This window comes from Pseudalkalibacillus sp. A8, assembly GCF_045920555.1.
Taxonomy (GTDB): Bacteria; Bacillota; Bacilli; order Bacillales; family Fictibacillaceae; genus Pseudalkalibacillus.
Window position 1 is genome coordinate 2,864,276 of sequence record NZ_CP174509.1, and the last position, 26,111, is coordinate 2,890,386.

24 protein-coding genes and 2 pseudogenes are annotated in these 26,111 nt (G+C 36.8%); 19 read left to right on the forward strand and 7 right to left on the reverse strand.

Going from position 1 to position 26,111, the window contains the following annotated elements; translation table 11 throughout:
• Positions 1 to 136: 136 nt before the first annotated feature.
• Positions 137 to 847, reverse strand: coding sequence for a GntR family transcriptional regulator (locus ACJROX_RS14725; RefSeq protein ID WP_408011432.1), 711 nt, complete (start codon positions 845 to 847; stop codon positions 137 to 139).
• 722 nt (positions 848 to 1,569) lie between these two features.
• Between ACJROX_RS14725 and ACJROX_RS14730 the strand changes: the two genes are divergently transcribed.
• Positions 1,570 to 2,400, forward strand: a complete 831-nt coding sequence (locus ACJROX_RS14730) for a pyruvate, water dikinase regulatory protein (RefSeq protein ID WP_408011433.1) — start codon at positions 1,570 to 1,572, stop codon at positions 2,398 to 2,400.
• Positions 2,393 to 5,065: a pyruvate, phosphate dikinase gene (gene ppdK / locus ACJROX_RS14735; RefSeq protein WP_408011434.1), complete on the forward strand. Its 2,673-nt coding sequence runs from the start codon at positions 2,393 to 2,395 to the stop codon at positions 5,063 to 5,065. Before ACJROX_RS14730 ends, ppdK begins: the two co-directional genes overlap by 8 nt.
• 128 nt (positions 5,066 to 5,193) lie before the next feature.
• Here the strand turns inward: ppdK and ACJROX_RS14740 are convergent, their stop codons facing one another.
• From ACJROX_RS14740 to ACJROX_RS14755, 4 genes are all read right to left on the reverse strand, one after another.
• Entirely contained in the window at positions 5,194 to 6,618 is a 1,425-nt protein-coding gene (locus tag ACJROX_RS14740; protein ID WP_408011435.1) for a beta-propeller fold lactonase family protein, read from the reverse strand.
• 240 nt (positions 6,619 to 6,858) lie between these two features.
• Positions 6,859 to 7,611 carry an anti-sigma factor domain-containing protein gene (locus ACJROX_RS14745; RefSeq protein WP_408011436.1) on the reverse strand — a complete coding sequence of 251 codons (753 nt, stop codon included), beginning with the start codon at positions 7,609 to 7,611 and terminating at the stop codon, positions 6,859 to 6,861.
• A complete protein-coding gene (locus ACJROX_RS14750) occupies positions 7,601 to 8,185 on the reverse strand; it encodes an RNA polymerase sigma factor (RefSeq protein WP_408011437.1) in 585 nt (194 codons plus the stop codon). Before ACJROX_RS14750 ends, ACJROX_RS14745 begins: the two co-directional genes overlap by 11 nt.
• A 130-nt stretch (positions 8,186 to 8,315) precedes the next feature.
• Positions 8,316 to 8,825 (reverse strand): hypothetical protein, encoded by a 510-nt coding sequence (locus tag ACJROX_RS14755; protein ID WP_408011438.1) that lies wholly within the window; start codon positions 8,823 to 8,825, stop codon positions 8,316 to 8,318.
• A gap of 412 nt (positions 8,826 to 9,237) precedes the next feature.
• Here ACJROX_RS14755 and ACJROX_RS14760 point away from each other — a divergent pair, with 412 nt between their 5' ends.
• The 13 genes and pseudogenes from ACJROX_RS14760 (at position 9,238) to ACJROX_RS14820 (ending at position 21,229) form a co-directional block, all read left to right on the forward strand.
• Positions 9,238 to 9,582, forward strand: a complete 345-nt coding sequence (locus tag ACJROX_RS14760) for a JAB domain-containing protein (protein WP_408011439.1) — start codon at positions 9,238 to 9,240, stop codon at positions 9,580 to 9,582.
• A gap of 260 nt (positions 9,583 to 9,842) precedes the next feature.
• Positions 9,843 to 10,502 (forward strand): transcriptional regulator, encoded by a 660-nt coding sequence (locus ACJROX_RS14765; RefSeq protein ID WP_408011440.1) that lies wholly within the window; start codon positions 9,843 to 9,845, stop codon positions 10,500 to 10,502.
• Positions 10,503 to 10,553: 51 nt separating this feature from the next.
• Complete coding sequence (locus tag ACJROX_RS14770; RefSeq protein ID WP_408011669.1) at positions 10,554 to 11,675, forward strand: alanine racemase; 1,122 nt, start codon at positions 10,554 to 10,556, stop codon at positions 11,673 to 11,675.
• 21 nt (positions 11,676 to 11,696) lie between these two features.
• Positions 11,697 to 12,878, forward strand: coding sequence for a M20 family metallopeptidase (locus tag ACJROX_RS14775; protein ID WP_408011441.1), 1,182 nt, complete (start codon positions 11,697 to 11,699; stop codon positions 12,876 to 12,878).
• A 40-nt stretch (positions 12,879 to 12,918) separates the two neighbouring features.
• The gene (locus ACJROX_RS14780; protein ID WP_408011442.1) at positions 12,919 to 13,380 is read left to right on the forward strand and encodes a RidA family protein; all 462 of its coding nucleotides are present in this window, start codon (positions 12,919 to 12,921) and stop codon (positions 13,378 to 13,380) included.
• Between the two features lie 99 nt (positions 13,381 to 13,479).
• Positions 13,480 to 13,692 (forward strand): hypothetical protein, encoded by a 213-nt coding sequence (locus ACJROX_RS14785; protein ID WP_408011443.1) that lies wholly within the window; start codon positions 13,480 to 13,482, stop codon positions 13,690 to 13,692.
• Positions 13,693 to 13,735: 43 nt separating this feature from the next.
• Positions 13,736 to 15,226, forward strand: a complete 1,491-nt coding sequence (locus tag ACJROX_RS14790) for a sodium:solute symporter family protein (protein ID WP_408011444.1) — start codon at positions 13,736 to 13,738, stop codon at positions 15,224 to 15,226.
• 55 nt (positions 15,227 to 15,281) lie between these two features.
• Positions 15,282 to 15,525: pseudogene (locus ACJROX_RS14795) on the forward strand (JAB domain-containing protein); the annotation flags it as partial.
• A 1,188-nt stretch (positions 15,526 to 16,713) separates the two neighbouring features.
• Positions 16,714 to 16,821 (forward strand): annotated as a pseudogene (locus tag ACJROX_RS14800) (peptidase dimerization domain-containing protein); the annotation flags it as partial.
• A 224-nt stretch (positions 16,822 to 17,045) separates the two neighbouring features.
• Positions 17,046 to 18,224 (forward strand): hypothetical protein, encoded by a 1,179-nt coding sequence (locus ACJROX_RS14805; RefSeq protein ID WP_408011445.1) that lies wholly within the window; start codon positions 17,046 to 17,048, stop codon positions 18,222 to 18,224.
• A 304-nt stretch (positions 18,225 to 18,528) separates the two neighbouring features.
• Positions 18,529 to 19,890 (forward strand): M20/M25/M40 family metallo-hydrolase, encoded by a 1,362-nt coding sequence (locus ACJROX_RS14810; protein ID WP_408011446.1) that lies wholly within the window; start codon positions 18,529 to 18,531, stop codon positions 19,888 to 19,890.
• A 326-nt stretch (positions 19,891 to 20,216) separates the two neighbouring features.
• Positions 20,217 to 20,321: a putative holin-like toxin gene (locus tag ACJROX_RS14815; protein ID WP_408011447.1), complete on the forward strand. Its 105-nt coding sequence runs from the start codon at positions 20,217 to 20,219 to the stop codon at positions 20,319 to 20,321.
• Between the two features lie 737 nt (positions 20,322 to 21,058).
• A complete protein-coding gene (locus ACJROX_RS14820; RefSeq protein WP_408011448.1) occupies positions 21,059 to 21,229 on the forward strand; it encodes a hypothetical protein in 171 nt (56 codons plus the stop codon).
• Here ACJROX_RS14820 and ACJROX_RS14825 read toward each other — a convergent pair.
• The gene (locus ACJROX_RS14825; protein ID WP_408011449.1) at positions 21,211 to 21,375 is read right to left on the reverse strand and encodes an aspartyl-phosphate phosphatase Spo0E family protein; all 165 of its coding nucleotides are present in this window, start codon (positions 21,373 to 21,375) and stop codon (positions 21,211 to 21,213) included. The two genes, ACJROX_RS14820 and ACJROX_RS14825, sit on opposite strands and share 19 nt — an antisense overlap.
• Before the next feature lie 568 nt (positions 21,376 to 21,943).
• Between ACJROX_RS14825 and ACJROX_RS14830 the strand changes: the two genes are divergently transcribed.
• The 3 genes from ACJROX_RS14830 to ACJROX_RS14840 all read left to right on the forward strand — a co-directional run bounded on the left by ACJROX_RS14830 (position 21,944) and on the right by ACJROX_RS14840 (position 24,894).
• Positions 21,944 to 22,993, forward strand: coding sequence for a fatty acid desaturase (locus ACJROX_RS14830; RefSeq protein WP_408011450.1), 1,050 nt, complete (start codon positions 21,944 to 21,946; stop codon positions 22,991 to 22,993).
• A gap of 162 nt (positions 22,994 to 23,155) precedes the next feature.
• Positions 23,156 to 24,292: a sensor histidine kinase gene (locus ACJROX_RS14835; protein WP_408011451.1), complete on the forward strand. Its 1,137-nt coding sequence runs from the start codon at positions 23,156 to 23,158 to the stop codon at positions 24,290 to 24,292.
• Positions 24,289 to 24,894, forward strand: a complete 606-nt coding sequence (locus tag ACJROX_RS14840; protein ID WP_408011452.1) for a response regulator — start codon at positions 24,289 to 24,291, stop codon at positions 24,892 to 24,894. The genes ACJROX_RS14835 and ACJROX_RS14840 overlap by 4 nt, the downstream gene beginning before the upstream one ends.
• Before the next feature lie 72 nt (positions 24,895 to 24,966).
• On the opposite strand, the gene ACJROX_RS14845 is transcribed toward ACJROX_RS14840, so the two are convergent.
• Positions 24,967 to 25,197, reverse strand: a complete 231-nt coding sequence (locus tag ACJROX_RS14845) for a DUF1259 domain-containing protein (RefSeq protein WP_408011453.1) — start codon at positions 25,195 to 25,197, stop codon at positions 24,967 to 24,969.
• A 313-nt stretch (positions 25,198 to 25,510) separates the two neighbouring features.
• Here ACJROX_RS14845 and ACJROX_RS14850 point away from each other — a divergent pair, with 313 nt between their 5' ends.
• The gene (locus ACJROX_RS14850) at positions 25,511 to 25,903 is read left to right on the forward strand and encodes a hypothetical protein (RefSeq protein ID WP_408011454.1); all 393 of its coding nucleotides are present in this window, start codon (positions 25,511 to 25,513) and stop codon (positions 25,901 to 25,903) included.
• The last annotated feature ends 208 nt before the right edge of the window (positions 25,904 to 26,111 follow it).

Sequence of the window (26,111 nt, forward strand, 5' to 3'; positions counted from 1 at the left end):
TCTAAATATTTATACCAAATCATTTCATAATTTTAGCTTGTTTTGAAATGTTAATAAAAATTGGGAACTTATAATTTAAAAATATTAATCCTATCTATGGATGAAAAGATAGGATTAATATTTTTTAGTTATTCACTTACAAGTTCTTTCTAGACATTTTCATTGCAAATGAATACATATCAGATCTGAAATATCCTTTATAATATTCTGTCAAATTTCCTTCTTGATTATAAATCATTCTTTCTGTAATCAATAAACACATATTTTCAGAAACACCTAAGTATTCAGCATCCTCTTTGGTAGGGTGGCCACAAGTAATAATCTGTTCAGCTTCCCAGAAATTAATATCTAGATCATTTTCAAGAGTATCGTATAGAATGACAGTGTTCAAATCATATTCAGCTAGCGTTTGTCCAAGCGTTAAAGGGTAATAATGTAATTCAATAGCAAGAGGTTCATCATCTTTGAGCCTTAATCTTTTTATACGATAGGATTTATTGGAAAATCCATTTACATTATCTATATTAGTAGGTGTAGGGGCAATTCCATGATCTAGTAATTTAATCCCCATTTTCTTTGTCGTTTCGGTAAAGCTTATCATTTTTAACCATTCTTGAACAGGTTTCAAAGATACAAATGTGCCCTTCCCATGCCTTTTTTCTAAAATACCTTCACGGACTAAAACTGAGACGGCTTCTCTTACTGTGCTTCTACTAACACCGTACATATCCATTAGTTCCCTTTCACTAGGTATCTTCTCCTTATATTGACCTTTTAGTATTTGTTCTTCCAAAATATTTTTTAATTGTACATGTAAGGGAATCGGATTATTAATGTCCAACGTCATAATAAAACCTCCAAATCAAAAAATCACATCATGATGTACGATCCAGTTTAGATTATTATAAGTCCCATTATGATATTAATCAATTTCTATCCTTTAATTTTTGAATCCTGCAGCAACTTAAAAAAATAATCCACCCTTGAGTTAGTGGTTCAGGTGGATTATTCCGTCCTTAGCCGATCCCCCTGCAAGGAACCTGCATTGCATAACCATTCGGTGTTACCAGACCAACGGTTTTTTTTATTATATGTCAACTATCTTTATTTTTATCTGATACAACCAACTAAGGAAGAAAACAATATTGAGTATATAAACTCTTTTCATTATTTATTAACCACAGACTTACAAATCCTCAACATCTTTAGATTTGCCAGTATTCCTTATTCATTTATTTCCTGCGTATGACAGTACGAAGTGTTCAATTCACCACAAAGTATTTTATGTTAAGAGGGCTTTAATGGGAATATTTAAATTTATCTATAGAGAATGCATTGTGTACGTTTAAAAATAATGGTATTATCTTTTTAATAGTATGTCATATATACGTATTATCAGTTTAATAGTATAACATTAAAATTGATTGAGAGGTAAATGTGTTGAATTAGTAGTTAAGAGTCATCAATTTCATTGATTTAATAAGAAATCATTAAGATATCCTTTTTTATTCTACTGTACAAATGGGCCGTAGAATTGTAGAAGAAGGATAAAAGATAAGGAGATCGGATGTGTATAAGAATAAGACGAAAATAGTTTATGTCGTTTCTGACTCGGTAGGAGAAACAGCGGAGTTGATGGTGAAGGCAGTTGCAGCTCAATTTAATGGGGGAGATGTCGAAATCCAACATATTTCTTATGTAGAAGATAAGAAAGATCTTCAAAATATCATTACTGCAGCAAAGTATAGCAACTCGATTATTGCCTATACAATTGTAATCCCTTCTTTAAAAGAATATCTTGATGTAAAGGCACGTGAACAAGGCATCATCGCAATAGATTTAATGGATCCACTTATAAAAGCGTTTATGCAAAAATTTAATCAAGAACCTAAATGGGAACCAAGATTAATGAGAAAATTAGATGAAAACTATTTTCGACGGGTAGAAGCGATAGAATTCGCAGTAAAATATGATGATGGACAGGATAAACGTGGAATTACCAGTGCTGATATTGTACTGATTGGTGTTTCTCGGACATCAAAAACTCCTCTTTCTATGTATCTTGCTCATAAAAGGTATAAAGTGGCAAACGTCCCTTTGGTACCGGAAGTGGCACCTCCTGAAGAACTTTTTCATATTCCGAGAGATAAATGTGTTGGGTTAGTGATAACACCAGAAAAACTCAATGAAATTCGTAAGGAAAGATTGAAGAATTTGGGATTAATGGCTCAAGCAAATTATGCGAATTTAGATCGGATACTTAAGGAATTAGACTACGCGGAGAAGATTATGAGGCGCATAGGTTGCCCGATCATTAATGTATCCAATAAGGCAATTGAAGAGACTGCTGACTTGATATTAGCTATGTTAAAAAAGATAGGGGTTGGAAAGGTTGAATAAAGTTGTATATATGTTTAATGAGGGTAACGGTACAAAGGAACTTCTAGGAGGTAAAGGCGCTAACCTGGTAGAAATGACCAGGATTGGTTTGCCTGTTCCTTATGGCTTCACCATTTCAACAGAAGCATGCAATTCGTATTTTAAAGCTGGAAATTGTATTCCTAGAGAGATGGAATTTCAAGTATTAGAGTCTCTTAAAAAGCTTGAAGAAGAAACGGGTAAAAGGTTTGGAGATCCTTCAAACCCACTGCTTGTTTCTGTACGCTCTGGTGCTGTACATTCAATGCCAGGGATGATGGATACAATATTGAATCTCGGGATGAATGATGAAACAGTAGAAGGATTGGCAACCCTTACAAAAAACCCGCGTTTTGCATATGACTCATATCGTAGGTTCATTCAAATGTTTAGTGACGTTGTCCTTAAAGTGGATGTTTTTTATTTTGAGCAATTTTTAGAAGAATACAGGACTGAAAGAGGATATAGTTCAGACCCTGAATTGTTAGCAGAAGATTGGCAAAAAGTGATTATTGGATACAAAAAGATTGTTAAAAAGCATACTAAAAGAACTTTTCCTGAAGATCCTAAGGAGCAATTATTCCTATCTATAAGTGCTGTTTTTGACTCCTGGAATAACCAACGAGCTATCGTATATCGACGTCTTAATAAAATTTCTGATCATCTTGGAACAGCTGTTAATATTCAAAGCATGGTGTTTGGAAATATGGGTAACGATTCTGGTACTGGTGTCGGGTTTACACGTGATCCTTCTACAGGGGAACCAAAGCTTTATGGTGAATATTTAATAAATGCACAAGGAGAAGATGTTGTAGCAGGAATTCGTACCCCCCAACCGATTTCATCCCTTCAAGAAGAAATGCCGGAAGTATTTCAACAGTTTGTAAATACATGTCGTCTTCTCGAAGAGCACTTTCGAGACATGCAGGACATAGAGTTTACAGTAGAGCGAGGACAATTATTCATACTTCAAACACGGGTAGGGAAAAGAACAGCTCAAGCAGCCATTCGAATAGCGGTTGATTTGGTGAATGAACAAATCATAAGTAAGAAAGAAGCCCTTCTCCGTATAGACCCAGATCAGCTTAATCAACTACTCCATCGCAGAATAGATGATACATTTGTACGAAAGCCGTTAACTAAAGGTTTACCTGCTTCACCTGGTGCTGCAACAGGGCAAGTTGTATTTGATTCCAGTGAAGCAGAAAGGTTATCGAAAGACGGAAAAAAGGTTATTCTTGTTCGTCCAGAAACAACACCCGAGGATATCAATGGCATAGTTGCTTCTCAAGCAACTATCACTAGTCGTGGTGGAATGACTAGTCATGCAGCAGTGGTTGCAAGAGGTATGGGAAAAGCCTGTATATGTGGTTGTGAATCATTGAATATTGATTTAAAATTAAAACAGTTTAAAGTCGGCGATGTAATTGTGAAGCAGGGTGATGTGATTACCATTGATGGTTCAACTGGTGAAGTCATCCTGGGTGAGGTTCCAATGATAGATCCAGAGCTTTCAAATGAGTTTAAATTATTGTTGACGTGGGCAGATGGACATAGAAAACTCAGGGTAAGAGCAAATGCCGATAGTCGAGAGGATTCAATAATTGCATTAGAATTTGGAGCTGAGGGTATAGGACTGTGTCGCACAGAACATATGTTTATGGATGAGGATAGAATCCCGATTGTTCAGGATATGATACTAGCTGAAACAATCGAGGAACGTGAAGAGGCTTTATCAAAATTATTACCAATGCAACAAGGGGATTTTGAGCATATCTTTGAAGTGATGGACGGTAATCCTGTCACAATTCGTTTATTGGATCCACCTCTCCATGAATTTTTACCAGATAAAGAAGAGCTAATTATTGAGTTTACAAAGCTTCAAATGCTAAAGTCAAATTTTCAAGAATTAAATAAAAAGAAAGAGCTTTTAAGAAAAGTTTCTCATTTAGATGAATTTAATCCGATGCTAGGGCTGCGTGGCTGCAGGCTCGGGATGATATATCCAGAAATATATATTATGCAAGTAAAGGCGATTTTTTACGCAATTGCAAATGTATTGGAAAAGGGAATCGAGGTAAAACCTGAAATTATGATTCCATTGGTTGGCCATGTAAATGAATTAAAAGAAATGCGTCAATTGGTAATCACTGCTGGAGAACAAATTTTTGAAGAAACGGGTCATAATTGCAATTATCTCATTGGAACAATGATTGAAGTGCCTCGAGCAGCCTTGACGGCTGACAATATTGCTAAGGAGGCAGACTTTTTCTCCTTTGGAACTAATGATTTGACTCAAACCACTTTTGGTTATAGTCGTGATGATGCAGAAGGAAAATTCCTTCAAACCTACATCGACAATAAGGTTCTCCCAGAAAATCCTTTTGTATCTCTTGATCAAGAGGCAGTAGGTAAACTTGTAGAAACAGGTTTAAAACTCGGTAAAGATACAAAACGAGGGTTAAAAACTGGTATTTGTGGAGAACACGGAGGAGAAAAACAATCAATTCAATTCTGCCATGATATAGGCTTGGACTATGTTAGTTGCTCACCATACCGTGTACCCCTTGCACGACTTGCAGCAGCACAAGCAAATATAAAAAGTGAGCAAAAACAGTGCATAGACAAATTGCAAACTCACATATAAGTTTTTTATATGTCTAAGTTCGCTCCCAGATACAAATCCCTTTAAAACAGGACATACCTTTAAAGTTAGAAAACTGTATATCAATAAAGAGGCTCTCGACACTAGACGAGTGCCTCTTCTTACTTTCATTATTTTTCAATTATAGCGTTATGCTCGATCGTATCTCTATTGATCCACTTTACTGTAGTACCAGGTGCTATTTCAAGCGTTTCTGGTGTATAAGTGTAGTCTTTTATTTCAACTGTTTGTTCCTCCATCTTCTTACCATCTTTAACAATGATCCTCATTGTCATATAGGGGTGCGGCTCGCAATGGATTAGGTATACTCCTGGTTCATTAAATAAATACGTATAAGTTTCATTAGTTTTTAAAAGAGGGGAGCTTTCAATTGCTGTTTTTGATGCTTCTTGTTGTGTATTATTCGAGGTCTTTTGTTTTTCAGTTGAATTTTTTTCTTCATGAGACCTTTCCTTCGTTGATGCTTTAGTAAAATAAGCTGTACCTCGGCTTCCTATTGTCGCTGTGAAAAATGGAAATGCGTCTGTTTCAAGCGTTTGGATCACTTCATTCGTTGTTGTATTAATGACGACAAGTTTATTTTCTTCTGTCACAGGTACATAGAGTTCTTTATTGTCAGGTGTGATGGCAATACCATGCGGACCTTGTCCTACTTTAATGGTTTTCACGATTTCTTTTGATCCTGTATCAATGACAGTAACGGTATCGTCTCCAATATTTGCAACATATGCAAATTTACCATCGTTCGTTAAGTCAATAACATGATGCCCCTTGCCAACAGGGATTGTATCGGTCATTTCTCCTTTTTCCAAGTCCACAATTCCAATGGCATGTGATTTTGTTAATGTTACCCAAAGAGTTTTACCATTTGGTGTAATCGTTAAATTATGCGGAAGGTCTTTTACGCCTTCAATCGTATCGATTACAGATTGACTCTCTGTATCAATAACGGATATCGAATTGGAAGATGTATTTGTAACATAAAATTTGCTGCTGTCTGGACTGGAAATGCCGTTATGAGGGAATTTCCCTGTTTTAATCACAGTACTTTTCTTCATTTGTGTAACATCAATAACCGTTACAGTGTCTTCGCCTTCATTTATGACATAGGCCCATTCCCCGTTTGTTGTAAAGTTTACACCTTTAGGCGTTTTACCGACTGGGATTGTTTTGATTACTTCATTTAATTTGGTATCGATAATTGAAACTTCTTCTGATTTGCTATTAACAACATATGTGTAGTTCCCATCAGGAGTTACTTGAACATAGGTAGGTTTTTCTCCTACATTCACCGTACTGACAACGTTGTATGTCGTTGGATTCACGACTTGGACTGTATTTGCTTCCCGGTTGTTTATATACACTAGAGGTGTTTTTTCATTTTCTGGCGCAATACTTTCTTCAGTTGAGCCTGCAGTATTTTCCTTATTTTCGGGTTGGACGTTCTGTTCATTGGTACACGCGCTAACGACTAACATCAACAATGTAATAAGAAGCAGTGTGGCATAAGATGTTTTTAGATTCTGTCGTATCATTAAAAGATACCTCCATTTTATTCTTTTAATTTAGTAAACGAATAAAAGGAGATATCGGTTTGTATAGTATAAAAAAATTGTGACAAAAGTCTTGCTTTTAAAATCAAATAAATAAAACTCATTTTATATCAATTCATACATTTTTTCGTATCTGCCTCCTATTTCTAGGGTTACCTGATTAGGAACCATTGGAGACATGATCGGTGTAAATCTTGAGTTTGATAGATGTGAAGGCCGACCCTAAGACGTTCCCATCACTTTTTGTCCCTGTGGTTGGGTGTTATATGGGTTTGGTTCTAATGTAATCCCAATATCATCAAACGAGTGGTTTTCTGGTAAGCGGTAAGTGATGAGGCCGTTACCGTTTTGATCAGGCTTTAAAGTACCGGCACTTTGCCGATTTCCGTTTTTTAACAACCATACTTGGTATACTTCATCATCTCTCGTACTTGGCATATTATTTAACTCAATGATAAGGCTGGTGTTGTTGCCTTCTTGAAGAAGATAGGCGGTACCGTTTGCCGAATCGGCTAAATCCTGTCCTTTTAAGGAAATTGTCGTAACAATTTGCGTAGGGGAAATAGTTTTGTTTTCTAAAGCTGTAATCGTACCTTTTAACTGCAAGTTATTCCAATATAGGCCAATTAAACCGATCACTAAAACAGCAGTAACAGCAATTGATAATGGTGAGAAATGCTTTTTGGAGATTACTTTGAATCGTTCTAAAAAGCTTTTCTTCTCAGTTTCCATTTTTTGTTCTTGTTCTACCGTCTCGTTTTCTTCAAAAATAAAGTCCATGACATCTGATTTCAATGAATCTGGGACGTCAACCTCTTCGATATCATAAGCAAGTATCTGCCATGTTTCCTGTAGAGATTCTAATTCATGCTGACAGTGCGTACACGTTTTAAGGTGGCGTTCAAATTGTTCTTTTTCACTTTTAGTGAGTTCATTGATGATATATAAAGACAGGATTTCGCATTTATTTTCCATGCCGAACCCCTCCTGTTTCTTGGACGAAATAATTCCGAAGTTTTTTTAAAGTTTGATGTAGTCGGCTTTTAATTGTACCGAGCGGCGTTTGTTCAATTTCTGCAATTTCGCTTAAGGAGTAACATTCCCAGTATAATAAATCGATAAGACGTTGTTGTGGTGCAGAGAGATGACGTTTTGCTTCTTGGATTTCCTGTTTTAATAGGTTTTTTGAAACTTGCTGCAGTACATCTTCTGTCTGCTGATCTTGCATTTGTCGCCATTCATCAACTTCTAATTGGACTGTTCTTTTATGTTTTTGCTCCTTACGGCTGAGGTCGATGGCAATGTTTCGGGTAATGGTGAGAAGCCAGTTTGCAAATCGTCCTTGTGACGGATTATAAGTACGTTTTGTCGTCCAAAGTCGAAGAAACACCTGTTGGACAATTTCTTTCGTTTTTTCCGTATCCCCCTTTGTTATTTTTAAGGAGAAGCTATAGATGAGCTTTACATAACGGTCATATAGCTCTTCAAGTGCCGGACGATGATTATGAACAATTAAGTGAATCAGTTCTTCGTCTGTCTTAGATTTCATTGCCAAATTCTCTCCTTACATTGAAATCGTTTTTTATAGTATAAATCATAGCTTGGGTTGTGGTAATTATTTAAGTGAAGAGAGAAAAAAGAACTACCTAGCATGAGGCAGTTCAATCAGTTAGCATGTATTATTGTGAAAATGTTGTCTCGGTATTTACAATAAACCAAATATCTTTGACGCCTTGTCCATTTACATCCCCAGATGCTTTGTCTTTTATAAAGTAGTAAAGCGGATAGCCCTTATAAGTGTTTTGTTTCTCACCAGTGTCTTCACGTGTAATCGTTCCGAAGTCGTCTTTGTTAAATCCTTCTGGAACTTCAAAGTTTTCAGAGTAGAAGGCAGGCCAGTTTTCAAGACATTCGCCACTACAGTTTGTTGTATTTGGTTCATCCTTAGTAAAATAGTAAAGTGCCATACCATTAGCATCAGCAAGATATTTACCAATTTCCTTATTTTCCATCAATTGAAGTGCTCCATCCAATTCTGTAGAATTTTCTTCTGCATCGTTTTTAACCTCCGATGTTGTTTCTTCTGCATGATCATTTGTATCCGTATCTTCTACGTCTTCTTCTGTACTGCATCCAACAAGAATTATTCCTACTAAAAGAAATGTAAATATCCAATTCCACTTTTTCATTTTTAACTCCTCCTTAAATTATTCTTTTCAATAAAAGTAACGGAAAAGAGTTAAAAACAGTTCGATTTTATTTTTATTTTTTTCTCTGGTTCTTAAATTTATAGGGGGTTGGTATAAACCTATCCATAATCTATTACAAAAATAAGTCGGTTAAGCCAGAATATCAAACTGATTCTTTTGAACACTGGCTAAGTCATTGGGTTTTGTACTGTCCATAACTTCCCACTTGATGCTTGCGCATACTTTCGTATTTTCCTACACTCGTTTTCGCAAAAATTCCTTTCTTTTCAAACAAAGAAAGGAGCTGTTTGATGGAAACAATTTATGAGATTCAACGGATCAGACAGGTGATTTTAGAGGTGGAAGGAGGGGAAACACACATATAATATGTTCTCCAGAAGGTGGTGCAAGAGTGGCTGCTAGGTTTATCGGTGAGGATGATCGCGAAGTTTGCTTTGTCATGTGTCTCAATACGAAAAATAAAGTTATTGCCGTTCATCAGTGCCATGTAGGTTCAATTAATGCAAGTATTGTGTATCCTAGAGAAGTATTCAAAAGTGCAATCCCGAATAACAGCGCAGCCATCATACTATGTCACCAGCATCCTTCTCAAGATACGAACCCGTCCAGAGAAGATATTGAAGTAACAAAAAGACTTGTAGAAGCTGGACAGATGATGGGGATTGAGGTTCTGGATCATCTGATTGTTAATGCGAATGCTGGATATACCAGCTTAAAAGAAAAAGGATATGTATAACTTATTAGGAAGGAGCTAGCCTCCTTCCTTTTCTGTTAATACTCTTTTTTTGCTTTTTATTCTAATTGAAAAGATTATTAGTGAAGTTCTAATGAGACGGAAGTTCCTTTCCTAGATTATGCCAAGAATCATAAAAACAAACAAACTTTTATTTAGAATAAATAAAAGTTTGTTGACAAATAATTATAGAAGTTTTAAAGTTTTATACAAATACAAAATTCTTAAAATTCAAACCAATAAAGGAAGGTTCGTGAAATACTTTGGAACACATAAATGAAGAAATTGAATTTTTAAAATCTTTTATAAAAGGAATAGCAAATCATTTTGGTGAAAGTTGTGAAACAGTTTTGTTAGATGTATCTAATCCTAAGGAATATGGAAGCGGTTTAATCGTTGCGATTGAAAACGGCCATATCACTGGTCGAAAAGTTGGGGACACTGGAACTAATTTAGGATTAGAAATATTAAGGGGTACCGATAGCGCAGGGGACAAACATAATTATTTAACCCAGACCAAAGATGGGAAAATGCTTCGCTCCACAACAATGTATATTCGTAATTCACAAGGGGTCCCTGTTGGCTGTATTTGCATTAATTTAGATATAACAGATCTGGTCATGGCAGAAAATACGATTAGACAATTTACTAAAATTGATGATATCAACACTAATGTCAATGAAGTTTTCGTGAATAATGTAAATGATGTGTTAGATATGCTGATTCAAGAGGCACAAGACCATATAGGTAAACCAGTTGCACGTATGAATAAAGAAGAAAAAATGAGAGGAATTCATTATTTGGATAAAAAAGGGGCTTTCTTAATTAAAAAAGCTGGAGACACAATTTGTTCCTATTTCGATATATCCAAATATACTCTTTATAACTATCTTGAAAAAATGAGAGATAATGATTCGAAATAAAAATTAGAGATAAGGCTTACAAGTAAAATATCACATTTGTACAACTCGTTGATGATTGTAAAAAATAAAAAGCAAATGAGGGATAAAAACATGCTTAGTACACCTTATGTCTATATTGATTCGGAAAAACTAAATACAAATATTAACACGATGCAAAATCGATTAAGCAGAGTAGGAATTGATCATTGGCCACATATTAAAACGCATAAAAGTGTTGAAATCGCACGTAAGCAGCTTGCAGCAGGTGCAAAAGGAATAACATGTGCAAAATTATCAGAAGCAGAAGTCTTTGCGGATGCCGGCATAGTAAATATTTTTATAGCTTACCCGATTGTTGGGCAAGAAAAGCTAGATAGACTTCAAGCATTGGCTGAAAAAATTAACATCCGAACAATTGCTGATAGTCATACCGTTGCGGAGGGGCTTTCAAAAGTAGGGGAAATAACTGGGAATAAGATTGAAGTTCTAATTGAAATAGATGGAGGCAGTCATCGCGGGGGAGTTCAATCTGGGAAAGACACCTTGGATTTTGCCTTAGAATTATTAAAATTGCCAGGTATAGAACTTAAGGGTCTATTTACATATGTAGGTCAAATATATGCATTATCAAAAGAAGAAGAGGTAAAGAAGGAGACACTCCGAGAAGCGAAACTTTTACTTGAGAATAAGGAACTTCTACACTTTAACGGTATTGGTGTACAGGTAACATCGGGCGGGTCCACTCTTTCTTCCTACTATGCTGACCAATTAAAGGGTATCACGGAGAGTCGCGCCGGTAACTATGTATTCGGAGATATAAATGCAGTGGCACATGGTATCTACACGCCAGAAGATTGCGCTCTAAGGGTTTGTTCCAGTATTGTCAGCCTTCCATTACCGGGATACGCTACAATTGATGCTGGTTCTAAAGCGCTAACAAGTGATTTATCGGTTGCAGGAACTACCTATGGATTTATTATTGGTTATCCTGATGTAGACATTGTGAAGCTTAATGAAGAGCATGGGTATCTCAGGTATGATCCAGAAAAATATAATTTTGAAATTGGTGATCAGATCGAAATAGTCCCTAATCATTGTTGTGTTATTCCCAACTTAAATGAATTTGTACATGCTTTTAAAAACGGAGTGTATAAAGGGGAAATTAATATTGATGCTAGAGGTAAAAACTATTAAAAGGGGCTGAAAAAGAAACTTATGGTAAATAACTTAGTAGATTTTACCGATTATTTTCAATCAGAGGAATTAATAGAGATTTTACAAGGACTAATTACAGAAAAAAGTGAAAATCCAATAAGCACCGAAGAATCAGTAGCTTACTATGTAAGAAAGCTTTTAGTTGATAATGGAATCGAGGCAAATTTACACTGGGCAGCAGATGGTAGACCAAATGTTTTTGCAGAACTAAAAGGAGGCTCCGGTGGACCAACATTATTATACAATGGTCATTTGGATGTAGTCCCAGCTGGGGAAGGATGGGAAAGTGACCCATTTGAAGGCGTTATTCGTGGTGGGAAGCTTTATGGAAGAGGATCTGCTGACATGAAATCAGGTGTAGCAGCAATGATTTACTCTGCTATTGTGTTAAAACGTATGGGTAATCCATTTGAAGGGAAATTAATACTCTTTTTCACTGTCGACGAAGAACGAGAGAATCTGGGTATGCGGCACTTTTTAAAGGAGAATGTGAGTGCTGATTATGCAATTATAAGTGAACCTACTGAATTGAATATTTGTATCGCACATAAGGGTGTTGCACGATACCGACTAAGAACAAAAGGGACACCACAGCATGCGGCAAAAGTAAAGGAATCTGATAATAATGCTATTACAAATATGGCTATCTTTATTGCGGCACTGGAAAATTTAAATAAAGAAATCAAGAAAATAAAGGATCCAATACTAGAAAATGCATCATTAACCGTTACACAAATTAAAGGCGGAATAGCAATTAATGTAGTTCCAAGTCTTTGTGAAATTGAAATTGACCGAAGATTACTTGATGGGGAAACTGAAGAAGTGGTAATGAAGCAAATAGAAAATGTACTTCAAAACATTGCCAAAATAAACAACATTGACTATGAATTAGAAAACTATCTATTTCTCCCGGCAACTAATATTTCAAGAGATCATTTATTAGTCGAGAATTTAGAGGAAGTTGTAAGAGAACTTTACAAAAAAGATGCAAAAGTCGACGTGTTTGGGGCAACATGTGAAGCACCTTTTTTATCCGTCTATAAAGGAATACCGACCGTGATTTGCGGGCCAGGTTCGTTAGAACAAGCGCATATCGTTGATGAGTATGTAGAAGTTCAGCAAGTAATTGATGCATCTAACATTTTTATCAGTCTAGTACTAAAAATACTTCAATCAAATTAGGCGTTTGAGTTAAAAATATCAAAAAAGGTGAGGTTTTAATATGTCAATAGAAGATAGATTACAAGAATTAGGTATTACATTAGAAGAGGTAAAAACACCAAAATTTTCATATGTACCGGTAACTCAAGTAGGGAATTTAGTTTATACATCTGGTCAAGATTGCCGTGTTAATGGGGAACTTATACTGGAGGGTAAGTTAGGCAGGGAATTAACAGTCGAGGATGGAAAAAAAGCGGCAAGACAATGTGCAATTAATTGCTTATCTGTTATTAAATGGCATTTAGGTAGTTTGGATAAGGTAAAAAAGATTGTTAAGGTATTAGGTTTTGTACAAAGTAATGATGAATATAAAGACCAGCCTTTTGTTATGAATGGTGCATCTGATTTATTTTTAGAGATTTTTGGAGAAAAAGGGAAGCATGCACGGTCAGCTATTGGCACAAATGAACTTCCATTTAATACTCCAGTAGAGATAGAAATTATTGCAGAAATAGAAGATTGATTCTTTTATTTTAAACTATATTTTTGAAAGCGGTAACAGTTTGTTTTTTCAAAATTATATTAATAATTGGAATTAACTATTAATAGGAGGTTACGGAGGATGAAGAATAATACAAAAGCAAAACGAATTGTAATTGTGTTAATTGTTCTATCAATATGTATGACAGCAAGTCCTATTGTTATGTTAGCGAATAAAGTAAGACCTTTTGCATTAGGAGTTCCATTTTTCTTCTTTTGGAACTTGTTCTGGCCGACTATGCTTTTTATTCTTTCTATTGTGTATATAAAAGTAGCCGAAGAGAAAAGCGAATAGAGAAAAACACGATAATCACAATGAGTAAGAGAGGATGTTAATTGTGACAGTAATTATTATAATATTTGCATTCTTGTTTATGACATTAGGTGTTGGATTGTATCCCGCAATCAGAGGGAAAAAAGAAAACAGTGCTCTTTCCATCGATGAATATATGCTTGGTAAGAGAGGTTTAGGTGTAGTGTTGATTTTCTTTACCTCAATGGCGACATGGTATAGCTCTTCCTTATTTTTGGGGGCAGTTGCAGAAGTTTACACAAAGGGGCTAGAATGGGTATTTGGTTTTACTAGTAGTGCAATTGCAGGTTTAGTCTTTTTCTTTCTTGGGCCTAAGATAAAGGAGGTTAGTGACAAGAAACTGTACACTACCCAAGCAGATTTATTTGCTGATCGTTTCAAAAGTAACTTTTTAGGTTATTTAGCTAGTTTTATTGGAATTGTTTTTATGATTCCTTATATTGTTATTCAAATGGTAGGAACAGGTTATATTCTCGAAGTGTTTACAGATGGTAAAATTCCTTATTGGTTAGGATTATTAGTTGGGTTATCTATTTGTCTTATCTTTATTTATTTTGGTGGTGTAAGAAGTGTAGCTTGGACTGATGTATTTTTAGGTATTGTGTTTTTAATCAGTATCTGGGCTGTAGTTCTTATGGTAGCTTTTAAAGGATTTGGATCCATTCCGAACCTTTTCAGGGAAGCAGAGCTAAAAGTTCCAGAATTATTAACTCTGCCTGGGCCTGAAGGTGTAAACTGGTCGTACTTTATTTCGATGGCATGGGTTATAGGGCTAGGGGGATATATGTGGCCACACATGTTTATGCGAATATACTCCTCAGAATCTGCAAAATCAGTAAGAAAAGTTGGGTCTCTAGTTATTTTTGCAAGTTTGATTGCACAATTACCTATTGTTTTAGGTGCGATTGCAGCTGCGATCCTGCTACCTAATTTGGAAGTTGCAGATACGGCCCTTTTAGAATTAGTAAAATTGTATGCACCTGTTTGGATGATTGGGATACTTGGTGCTGGAGGAATTGCAGCGTCACTCTCAACTGTTAATAGTTTAATACATGCTGAAGGGGTATTAATATCCAAAGATTTTTATTCCAAGTTTACTAAGAAAAAGGCTGATAATATAAATGTTCTAAAAGTAACAAAATTAATCATTGTTTTTATCTCAGTCATGGCTTATTTCCTTTCATTAACTCAACCTCAGTTTTTGTGGTCCATTTTAGCTCAAGCATACGGTGGAGTATCTCAATTTTTCCCATTGATTGTAGCAACCCTATTTTGGAGAAAAGTTACCAAACAAGGAGCTATTACTGGAATGATTGTTGGTGTATTGGTTTCGTTATTCTTTAATTTTGGACCAATCCCATCACCACTTGGAATTGTACCAATGCTTTGGGGCATGCTTGCAAATACATTATGCTTGATTATTGTAAGTTTACTTACTCAAAATGAGGTTAATGTAAGGAATACGAAAGAATTCTTTGGTGAGAATGTCTTAGAACAACATTATGAAGCGAAATAAATATTTGGATTATTGAAGGTTTTGTGGAGTTCAGTCCCATTTCAGCATCATGTAGGGGTTGATCAATGCTAGCATTGTCCACTCTAGTAAAAGTATTCAAAAGTGCAATTTTGAATAACAGCGCAGTCATACTATGTCACCAGCATCCTTCTCAAGATACGAACCCGTCCAGAGAAGATATTGACGTAACAAAAAGACTTGTAGAAGCTGGACGGATGATGGGGATTGAGGTTCTGGATCATCTGATTGTCAATGCTAAAACTGGGTATAACAGCTTGAAAGAAAAAGGATATGTATAATAACTTGGAAGGAGCTAGCCTCCTTCCATTCTTTTTGCCTTTCCAAACTTTTTCGCTTATGAGCTTTTGTTTTTTGTTTAGAGAGACATCTATCAAGTTATATAATAAATTCCTCAAATACTTAGTAGCCCCTTTTTGGTCCAATTTCGGAATTTTACCTTCGCACGGATGGCGGGGTCAAGGTAAATCCTTGTTGATCCTCATGGGTATCAGTGATTTGGAGACTTGATAAAAAGCCTTAGGCTCATCGGGTGAAGCTCCATATTCAATTACTCCGACTGGTTTCATTCGATGGTCTTCCTCAATCGATGCTATCCAGCCGGTTTGATCTTTTTTATATCCCGTTATATAAACCTCCGTGTGCTGCCAATTGATGATCTTTAACCAATGGAGTGATCCTATCGGTTGGTAGTTTCAAAGTATGTACGAATTTTTCGAAAATTGTTGATTTATAGAATATTTTTTATTATTATAAAATCAACAGTCGACAGTATACTCTGATGAACTTCTTATACTTTTTGATGTATTCATGAGTAAATCATACTTAGATTAAATTCACTATCCTATCCCATTATATGGTTATTATTGTTTACTCGGAAATTAATCCTGAAGAGTTAAACCCAGGTGTAAATATTTAGAATGACTATTCCGAGGGGTTGGAACAGAGTCTCCAATAAGTTGGCTTTGTTTTAATGATTAGAAGGGCTTGTAGAAAGAATTCCAGACAGGACCGACTGTAAAGGGCTATATGGAAAAGAAGTGTATGTCGGTTGGTGGTATATATGATGCAGGAGGGAGGGAAAAGATTTATCTCAGTTTTACGATTTATTTAGTCGACAATTGACTAAGGGAAAAGAAGTTAATAGATAAGTTACGAGACTAAGAAATTAATAGCTTTTTATTTGAAGGAAAAGAAGTGTAGTTAGAAAGATCGTTTTGCTACTAAACGAAGGTAATCCACAAAAACAGTGCAATGAGGTGCTAGGCTTGAGAGAACAAGTTTTGCTCTAATAGACAGTCATGCTGAAGACATGATTAAAACATGGAAGGGTTGGTGAACATTGGATGTTACTCAAATATGTCTTCTGAATTTGAAAAAATGGGTTTCAACACTCGCAATTTAAACGGTAAGTTAGTCTTAGGACGTAAAGGGGTCGGCAACAAGTTAATAAGAAAAAAGAGGTTACTGTAAATGTTGGGTTGATACAGGGTGGGAGCGCAGTCAATGTAGTTCCTGACAAAGCAGAAGCTAAAATAGATGTAGAGTTCATGAGGACGAGCAATTTTTTGAATTAGAAAAAGAAATTAAAGAATAGTGAAGAACATAAGCTTAAGTGGTGCAAAAATCTCGGTTGAGAGCTTTATTAAATATCCTGCTATCAAGGTAACAGATCAAAGTGTTAGACTATTTTAAAAACATTCGTTGAAAAATAAATACGTTAAGGTTTAGGCGTGTGTAGACTAGGAGACGACTATAGCCACAGCCACAGCTTTTAAAATATAGAAATGAGGGAAACAAAGTGTTAAATGAACCTGTAGTTGCAGTAATGTTTCTGTTAGCGCTATTGGCAGTAGGTGAATTTTTGTCGATCATCTCAAGAGCGAGAATTCCAATGCTACTTGTTGCTTTATTCGGTTATTTGATTTTGATCTGGACAGGCATTTTTCCGAAAGATCTTATTGACAAATCAAACCTTGCAACTTTCGGAGCCGTGATGGTTGCGCCACTCATTGTCCATATGGGCACACTTGTGCCTTTTCGGTTAATAAAAGGCCAGGTAAAAGCGATATTAATTGCCTTTTTCGGTGTGGCATGTTCAACTGTACTAATCCTACTTATAATCGCTCCGATTTTTGGCTATGAAGCTGCTGTTTCTGGCGCGGGGCCGCTGTCGGGAGGAATTGTTGCCACCCTTATTACGTTTGAAAAGCTTGAGGGGATAGGCTTGGCAAGCATGGTTACCATTCCGGCGTTAGTATATGGATGTCAAAAGTTTATTGGTATGCCGCTTGCCTCCAATCTTTTGCGTCGTTATGCATTAAAACTTCGGGCTTCGATTGATGCGGGAACGTTTGCGGCTGCTAATAAACCGAAGGATGAAGTTTCCGCTACAAAAGAAGAAAATGAAAAAAGCTGGCTCCCGGAAAAGTACCAAACGAACATTATTTTGTTGTTTCAATTGTTTCTCGGCGGTACTCTTGCCGTCTGGATCGAAAATCTTACAGGCATTCATTACAGTCTTTGGGCGCTGTTTATCGGGATTATCGGCACTTATTTCGGTTTTTATCAGCCAAGAATGATGCAACGTGCAAACACATTTGGTATTTCCATGGTAGGACTCCTTTTTGTAATTATATCTGCGATGAACGATATTACGATTGATATGTTTGTAGATTATCTTCCAGCAGTTCTTTCGATTCTTGCGGTTGGAGCGATTGGCATTTTGGCCGGAGGTTTTCTTGCTTCAAAAGTGTTGAAATGGGATCCGTATTTAGGCGTTCCGGTAGCACTTACGGCTATGTTTGGATTCCCCGCAGATTATATCTTGGCTGAAGAAGTAAGTCGAAGTGTCGGCAGGGATGAAGAGGAACAACAAGTCATTCTCAATGACATTTTGACACCGATGCTTGTCGGCGGTTTCACAACGGTAACAACAGCTTCGATTGTTATTGCTACGATTTTGATGGGTACACTTTAAACCGAAGCTTTTGCGTAATTGGTACACAAAAGTTTGCAAAGGAATTGTCTCGTACGGGACCCCTTTCGATATGCATTTACAATTTCTACCGGGTAGTTCCGGTTGTATGGCCGATGCTGGATGGGACCAGCCCGATGTCACTATTTGAAGAGACTTGATGTACCGGTAATTATTATTGTCTTGGAGCACCTTTCGTATTTGCGAATACGCATGCGCCGAACGAAAATATCGGCGTTGCCGATTATCTGGACGGTATAAAATTAATGGAAACAATTTATTACAAATACGGGAAGAGGGAAATGCAGTGAACTTATCTGAAATCTCGAATGTGATTGAGCAAGGAAAGGATCAATATTTGGAACATTTATTCACATTACTGCGACAGAAAAGCATTAGCGCACAAAATATCGGAATCGGAGACTGTGCGGAATTATTAAAAAGCATGATGAAGGATATCGGTATAAACACCCGCCTGATCGAAACTGACGGACATCCGGTAGTGTACGGTGAAATAATAAAGGATCATGATGCGTTTACATTATTAATTTACGGTCATTATGACGTTCAGCCGCCGGATCCGCTTGATGAGTGGTTATCACCCCCGTTTGAGCCAACCATTCGCAACGGAAAAATTTTTTGCCGCGGCGCAGGTGATAATAAGGGACAATTGATGGCGCAAGTTTTGGCGATTAAAACTTATTTAGACACGTTCGGTGAATTGCCGATTAACATCAAAATGGTTTTTGAAGGTGAAGAAGAGAGTGCAAGCGTAAATCTCGCTTCATTCGTTGAGAAAAACAAAGATCTTTTAAAAGCCGATCTGGTATATACATCGGATGGCCCCATGCATGACAGCGGTGCACCGTACGTTTTACTCGGTGTCAGAGGGATGTTATACGTGGAATTGACGGCAAAAGGTGCTGATTGGGAAAACCATTCCGGTAATAAAGGAAATATTGTGCCGAACCCGGCATGGAAATTGATCGATTTGTTAAGAACGATGCGTGATGAAAACGGACGGGTTTTAATCGAAGGATTTTACGATGATATCCGCAAACCGACGGAGAAGGAAAAAGAGATTATTAAACAGCTTCCGTTTGACAGAGAACAAGTTGCAGAAAAAATCGGCTATAAGCAGCTAGATATGACCGGAGAAGAGTATTATCATAAATTAACGATGGAACCGACATTTAATATTGCCGGGTTTACGAGCGGATACGGTGGAGAAGGACCGAAAACGATTATTCCTTCGCAAGCAACGTTAAAAATGGATATGCGGCTAGTCGTTGATCAGGACCCAAATAATATCTATAAGAAGTTCTGCGCTCATGTCGAAAAACATGCGCCTGATATTGAAGTAAAGCATCTTGGAGACATGAAACCGTCAAGGACGCCGGCTGACCAGAAGGTTGTCGATGTTGTCACAGGGGCGGTGAGCAAATCCTTCGATCAGGAGCCGATTTTACAGCCGAGTCTTGGCGGAAGCCTTCCGGATTATATATGGACAAAAATATTAGGTTTGCCGTCTGTCGTCGTTCCTTACGCGAACTTCGACGAAGCCAACCATTCTCCAAACGAGAATATAGGGGTTGACAACTTTATCAACGGGATTAAATGTACCTGTCATGTCATTCACAAGCTTGGAGAATATTCGAAACAGCGCTAAACAACAAAGAGATTCTGTTCATAGGCTTTCTTTCAACCTATAATCGTGTCCAAAAGGAATTTTTAAAAAGGTATCAAAACAAGTATTACCAGAAATTTTAGTAGAGATTGCAAGCTCAGTATAACCCTAATCACCCAATAAAACCCCCCTTTTAAATTACTGATGATTGGACAGAAAATTAACTAGTTATTCCGTTTAGAGGAATATCCATAATGATATGCTCCTCTCATTGACGCAAACATTTAACTTAGTTCTTTTGAAAAAATGGCAACCTGAAGGGTGGTCGGCACACTCCCACGTCAGATTCAAAAGGGGGTGTTGCCTCCATGAGGGTTTTTCAGGCACTTTCAATCATGCTCACATTTGGGCTTCTGATCGTTGCTATACTGTCTTATCACAAAAATAGACCGCCCTTCAGCCTGAACAACTAGGGGCAGTCTATCCTTGATATATAAGCCGATCCCCTCTCGGGGAACCGTCTATTGCTTGGCCGTGGGTGTTACCAGCACCAACGGTCTTTTTTAATATATGTCAACTATCTTTATTATATCCGATACAACTAAAAAAGAAATCAATATTGATTAAATTAAACCTTTTTTCATTAATTTATTTACCACAAGACATGCAAATTCTTCAACGTCTTTTGATTCAACAGTATTCTTTATTTCATTAATTTCCTGAAGGAACGTATGACAGTCCGAAGTGTTTATTCACTACAAAGTATTTTTAGTTAACAACATAATACGTGAAATACCTTCATCTAATTCTCTTTTCTTTACGCTTTCATAATAGCTCATAACTCACTTCCTTATAATGTAAATATTCTCTTTTATAATCAACTTTTTAAATCAATTTAATGAAGTAAAGTAATACATTTAATTAAATTTTGTGATAAATATATATTCACATTTTGAAAATTAAGGATTATAATTAGGGCTATAGTAACCTTTAAAGAAAGGTGTCAAGACAGGTCAAAGAGAGATGAGTACTATTCTTAAAGAGTATTTTTAACAAAAGTAGGTGATAGCTAAAACGTAGGTTAAAAATGAGTAGGTCTGAAGAATTACAATCTAGTGCAATTAGGATACCATAACACTTTAATTATAGAATTGACATCATTTACATAATGGACTAATGTGTAAAAAAATCGTAGTGAGGAGGTATTCAATTGGAAACTCCTTTAAAAACGGACGACCAAATTGTGCTTATACAAGAAATCCGGGGTTTGATTCATGAGTTTCAAGATGACCCTAACCAGGCTACATTTGATAAAGTAATCGAACTGACTGACTATCTATGTAAATTAGAAAACATTAAGCATCATAACCGGGATTTATAGACATTCAGAAGATGCTCAAGCTCACGGCTGCATTGTAAGGTCTCCTTACTCCTTAAGCCCTTCAATTGAGCTACCCCGATCAACTCTTCTTTTTTCTTTGATATTTCTTCTAATGCTACTTTTTCCTCCTTTTTAACATATAACATCTTTTCCGCCCCTCCCCAAGTTACGACTTTAGTCAACTCTTTTTAATACTATTATGCAAAAACCGAAAATGAATTGAAATGGTTTCGAGTAAAGATGTCAAGATATGACAAATCCCCCCTCATAACACTAAGAGAAGAGAAAAAAGTGGATATAAAAAAGATGAACTGTTTTGATTGAGGATTCCATAAAACCTTGATATATCAAGGTTTTCACATGAGTTGCAAAGGGTTTGAAAGTGCTTTTTAATCAAATTCGAGATGGAAGGTTCAATCGGATAACACTTAATAACCGGCATAACAACAATTATGCCAAGGGTTATTATTATAAAATTTGTGTAGTTTTTTATTATGACGGTTTGTCAATCTAACTCCGACACTTCTTCCCAAAATGCTTCGGTTATGAGGCCTTCTGATAGGACTTTTCTACAAATTTTCCTGATTGTGACACTCCTCATATGACATTTGTCATACATCATAGTGACGTTTATGACTACTCCAGTACATAAGTTTTCTCTACAATAGGACTAGATGGTTTACCCACAGAAGTGATTTGCCTTAAGGAGGAAACATGAGGAAAAAACTAGCAGAACTAAAAACAAAAGTAGCGCCTTATGAAAAATCTGATACCAAATCAAGCATTTATCAGCTCATCAATACCATTCCGCCATTCTTCTTGATTTGGTTCCTTGCATATCAAAGTTTGTCTGTTTCTATTTGGATATCGTTTGCATTAGCAGTCGTAGCAGCATGTTTTGTCGTCAGAACGTTTATCATTTTTCATGACTGTACACACCAATCTTTTTTCAAAAACAAAAAAGCGAATCGAGTTCTCGGTACGATTACTGGAATCATTACCCATTTTCCGTTTGAAAAATGGAAACGTAGTCATACGATCCATCACGCTACAAGCGGCAATCTAGATAAACGTGGAACGGGAGACGTTTGGGTAATGACGGTTGATGAATATGTTGCTGCGACTGTTTGGGCCAGATTGTTGTACCGCTTATACCGGAATCCAATCGTTATGTTTGGGTTAGGGCCATTCTATCTTTACTTTATATCGAACCGTTTTAACCGAAAAGGGGCAGGACGAAAGGAACGATTGAACACATATTTGATCAATTTTGCGATAGCTGCTATCTATGGGCTATTAATATGGGCCATCGGCTGGAAGGCTTTGCTGATCATACAACTCCCTATCCTTTTCGTTTCAGGCTCGCTCGGCATTTGGTTATTTTATGTCCAGCATCAATTTGAGGATTCCTACTTTGAAACGGAAGATGAGTGGGATTATGTAAAAGCGGCTGTAGATGGGAGTTCCTATTACAAGCTTCCGAAGGTGATGCAATGGTTAACAGGAAGTATTGGATTCCATCATGTACATCACTTAAGTCCACGAGTACCTAATTATAATTTGGAAAAAGCACATGAATCGACACCGCCGTTACAAAAAGTAACAACGATTACGTTTACTTCAAGTTTGAAATCGATTCGTTTCCGTTTATATGATGAGAAAAACAAATCATTTGTTAGCTTTAAAGAGGTTAAAAAACTTCTAGATACTCCAAAATCCAGAGTACACCTGAAGAATATAAGGCCAAGCCTGCAAGAAAAATAAATACGAATGCAAAAGCCCTCCTATTTTGACTGGAGGGTTTTCTTGATAAATTAAGAAAGGTCGCCTTACTGTAAAGATGGTGTGTATGCTTTTTGTTATACTTAATGAAAGAGCTGGATGATAGACTGACGGACATAAAGTAATAAAACAAAGGAGGCCGCTATGCAGAATTGGTTTCACATCATTCCGAAAAATACGGGGCTTAGCTCCTATGTATGGATCATCTTTTGTATTTTGCCTTTCTATTTTATTTTTCGATCATCATCAACATTGGAAATTATTTTTGGTATTTTGATGTTTTTGCTGTTTTTTGTATCGTACCGGCTATCCTTCCTTTCCAAAGGTTGGCCAGTCTATGTATGGGTGAGTATAGAAATGGCTATAAGCATCGTCATGACTTTGCTTTTTGGCTATGTTTATTTTGCACTTTTTTTAGCGTTTTTTATTGGGAATATTCAAAATAAAGTTGGATTTATAACATTATATGTGGTTCATCTTGTTAGCACGATCGCAACGATCAGTATTGTCTTCTTTAAACAAAGTGAAATGATGCTATCCCAATTTCCCTTTATCATCATTAGTTTGATCGGTGTAATCCTGTTGCCGCTTACTATGTACAATCGAATCAAACATGAAAAATTAGAAGGACAATTAGAAGATGCAAATGAAAGGATTTCTCGGTTGATGATTATAGAAGAACGTCAGCGGATTGCGCGTGACTTACATGATACCTTGGGACAAAAGCTCTCACTCATCGGATTGAAAAGTGATTTGGCTGGAAAATTAATATACATTAATCGTGATGCGGCGAAAACCGAAATCAATGATATCCACCAAACGGCCAGGACTGCACTAAAAGAAGTGCGTGAAATGGTTTCAGACATGAGGGGAGTAAAAATCAAAGATGAAATCGCCCATATTAAGCAAATGTTAGAAGCTGCCAATATAGAGTTCATTATAGAGGGAGACCCAGAAAGTATCACGACTCCTTTATTCGTTGAAAATGTGTTGAGTATGTGTTTAAAAGAATCTGTAACCAATGTTGTTAAGCATAGCCAGGCATCTTCCTGCAGCGTCGCAATTGAGCAATCACTGAATGAAGTAGTTATTATGATTCACGATAATGGAATCGGTATCCCTGCTCAAGAAGATTTTTTCACAGGGCATGGCCTGCAGGGGATGAGAGAACGTCTGGAATTTGTGAATGGAAGCCTGGAGATTGAGTCATCAAACGGAACGGTACTTACTATTCGGGTTCCTAATTTTATTCAACAAACGAAACAGGAGGGGTTAGTGTGATTCGAATTATCATTGCCGAAGATCAACGAATGTTGCTTGGAGCTCTTGGGTCTCTACTTGATTTGGAAGAAGATATGGAAGTCGTCGGTAAAGCAAGGAACGGAGAGGAGGCATTGGCTCTCGTTAAGGAACACCAGCCCGATATCTGTATCATGGACATTGAAATGCCGTTGAAAAGCGGACTTGATGCGGCGGAAGAATTGAAGGATGATCCTTGTAAAGTGATTATTTTAACAACCTTCGCCAGGGCGGGTTATTTCGAACGTGCACGGAGAGCCGAGGTAAAAGGCTATTTATTAAAAGACAGTCCGAGTGAGGAATTAGCAAACTCCATCCGCGTCATTATGGACGGTCGACAAGTCTACGCTCCGGAATTAGTTGATATTGCGTATGGCGATGGTAATGAAAATCCACTGACTGAGCGTGAAAAACAAGTGATCAATCTGATTGCCGAGGGGAAAAATACCAAGGAAATCGCAAGCGAGCTCTATCTTACCAATGGGACTGTCCGTAATTATGTTTCCGTCATCCTTGATAAACTCAATGTAAGTAACCGGATTGAAGCCATTTCCCGATTTAAGGAGAAGGGTTGGTTTAAATAAGCCCAAGGAGTTCCATTTTTGATTGTAGGTTGTTAAGAATGATACAACAATAAAAGAAGGGATGCTTTTATTTTAGTACACGAAAGGCTTCCCAACTTTCCGAGCAAAAGACAATGGCGGTTCCACAGATTGAAAATGGATATATAAGATGTTCGGTTTGGCAAAAAGCAAGTGATTATAAAGCGAACTCATAATGATACCGTTCCGTAAAAGAATACTTGAAAAAGGGGGGATTTCTTCCTCAAGAATGGCCGTTTCCCCCATATTCAGGTCATTGCCGTGTTGATCCAATGACTCCAACATCAATTCAGCATGAAGTTCAGCACGACTTTACCCCCCTGGATCGTAACATTCATATCTCTCTGAATCTCAATAGAACAAAACCCGTGTTCCACTTTGGCTCTCCGTTCAGTATTTTCCCGTAGTGCTGACAAAGTGTATGGAAATCAAGTATACGACACATCTTCACCATTTTTTATTCAATTTATGTTCTGGGCAAGAGTTGATGACAACTAACAACGATATGATATTTATCACCTTTTAATGACAGTCATAACTACAATCCGAATCTCCTTTTAAGTGATGGTAGTATCATAACAAAGGGAGACATTCAAATATGAAAAAAAGTTTAAGTGTAGGATTAATGGTCGGTATTATATCAGCATTAGCCGGAATTGTCACGGCTTATGGTATCAGTGCATCGACAGGGTTATGGTTCGATCAGTTAACGTGGCTTTCAGTCGGACTCACTTCAATCGTTACGAATTTGGCAGGTGCAAACATTTTCGCAAAATGGTTCAAGAAAACGACTAGACAGAGAATCTATTATACATTACTCGTGGCTGGGGTCACTTTGTTGATGACATTTAATGATATCGCAAATACACCAGAGGGTGATTTCGGAGTCGTCGCACATCTCTATATTGTCGTTGCTTTAACGTCGATCTGGTTCATTCCGACATGGCTGAAGCAAGAAAAAGTAGCCTTCCGTCTAAACCAACATGGGTAAAAATACATCTAATGCCCACCATTAAATGTTCATTGTACGGGTTTTTGCTGTACTATTCCTTCTTATACAAACTTTTCCATGGTATCAATTAATGGGGAAGAATGAATACATTGCGTTCAATTAAATATCCGAGGGTAGCAATGCTTCGACATTTTCCAACTTTTCTCTCTCCTAATTTGGAATAGACACAGTGTTTTATTAATCAGAT

Excerpts from the sequence above, each read along its gene's own strand:
- ACJROX_RS14725 (WP_408011432.1), bottom strand. The coding sequence starts at position 847 with ATGACGTTGGACATTAATAATCCGATTCCCTTACATGTACAATTAAAA.
- ACJROX_RS14815 (WP_408011447.1), top strand. The coding sequence starts at position 20,217 with ATGAGGGTTTTTCAGGCACTTTCAATCATGCTCACATTTGGGCTTCTG.
- ACJROX_RS14750 (WP_408011437.1), bottom strand. The coding sequence starts at position 8,185 with ATGAAATCTAAGACAGACGAAGAACTGATTCACTTAATTGTTCATAAT.
- ACJROX_RS14745 (WP_408011436.1), bottom strand. The coding sequence starts at position 7,611 with ATGGAAAATAAATGCGAAATCCTGTCTTTATATATCATCAATGAACTC.
- ACJROX_RS14845 (WP_408011453.1), bottom strand. The coding sequence starts at position 25,197 with ATGTTGGAGTCATTGGATCAACACGGCAATGACCTGAATATGGGGGAA.
- ACJROX_RS14780 (WP_408011442.1), top strand. The coding sequence starts at position 12,919 with ATGTCAATAGAAGATAGATTACAAGAATTAGGTATTACATTAGAAGAG.
- ACJROX_RS14850 (WP_408011454.1), top strand. The coding sequence starts at position 25,511 with ATGAAAAAAAGTTTAAGTGTAGGATTAATGGTCGGTATTATATCAGCA.
- ACJROX_RS14740 (WP_408011435.1), bottom strand. The coding sequence starts at position 6,618 with ATGATACGACAGAATCTAAAAACATCTTATGCCACACTGCTTCTTATT.
- ACJROX_RS14830 (WP_408011450.1), top strand. The coding sequence starts at position 21,944 with ATGAGGAAAAAACTAGCAGAACTAAAAACAAAAGTAGCGCCTTATGAA.
- ACJROX_RS14835 (WP_408011451.1), top strand. The coding sequence starts at position 23,156 with ATGCAGAATTGGTTTCACATCATTCCGAAAAATACGGGGCTTAGCTCC.
- ACJROX_RS14770 (WP_408011669.1), top strand. The coding sequence starts at position 10,554 with ATGATTGTAAAAAATAAAAAGCAAATGAGGGATAAAAACATGCTTAGT.
- ACJROX_RS14785 (WP_408011443.1), top strand. The coding sequence starts at position 13,480 with ATGAAGAATAATACAAAAGCAAAACGAATTGTAATTGTGTTAATTGTT.
- ACJROX_RS14755 (WP_408011438.1), bottom strand. The coding sequence starts at position 8,825 with ATGAAAAAGTGGAATTGGATATTTACATTTCTTTTAGTAGGAATAATT.
- ACJROX_RS14775 (WP_408011441.1), top strand. The coding sequence starts at position 11,697 with ATGGTAAATAACTTAGTAGATTTTACCGATTATTTTCAATCAGAGGAA.
- ACJROX_RS14825 (WP_408011449.1), bottom strand. The coding sequence starts at position 21,375 with ATGTTATATGTTAAAAAGGAGGAAAAAGTAGCATTAGAAGAAATATCA.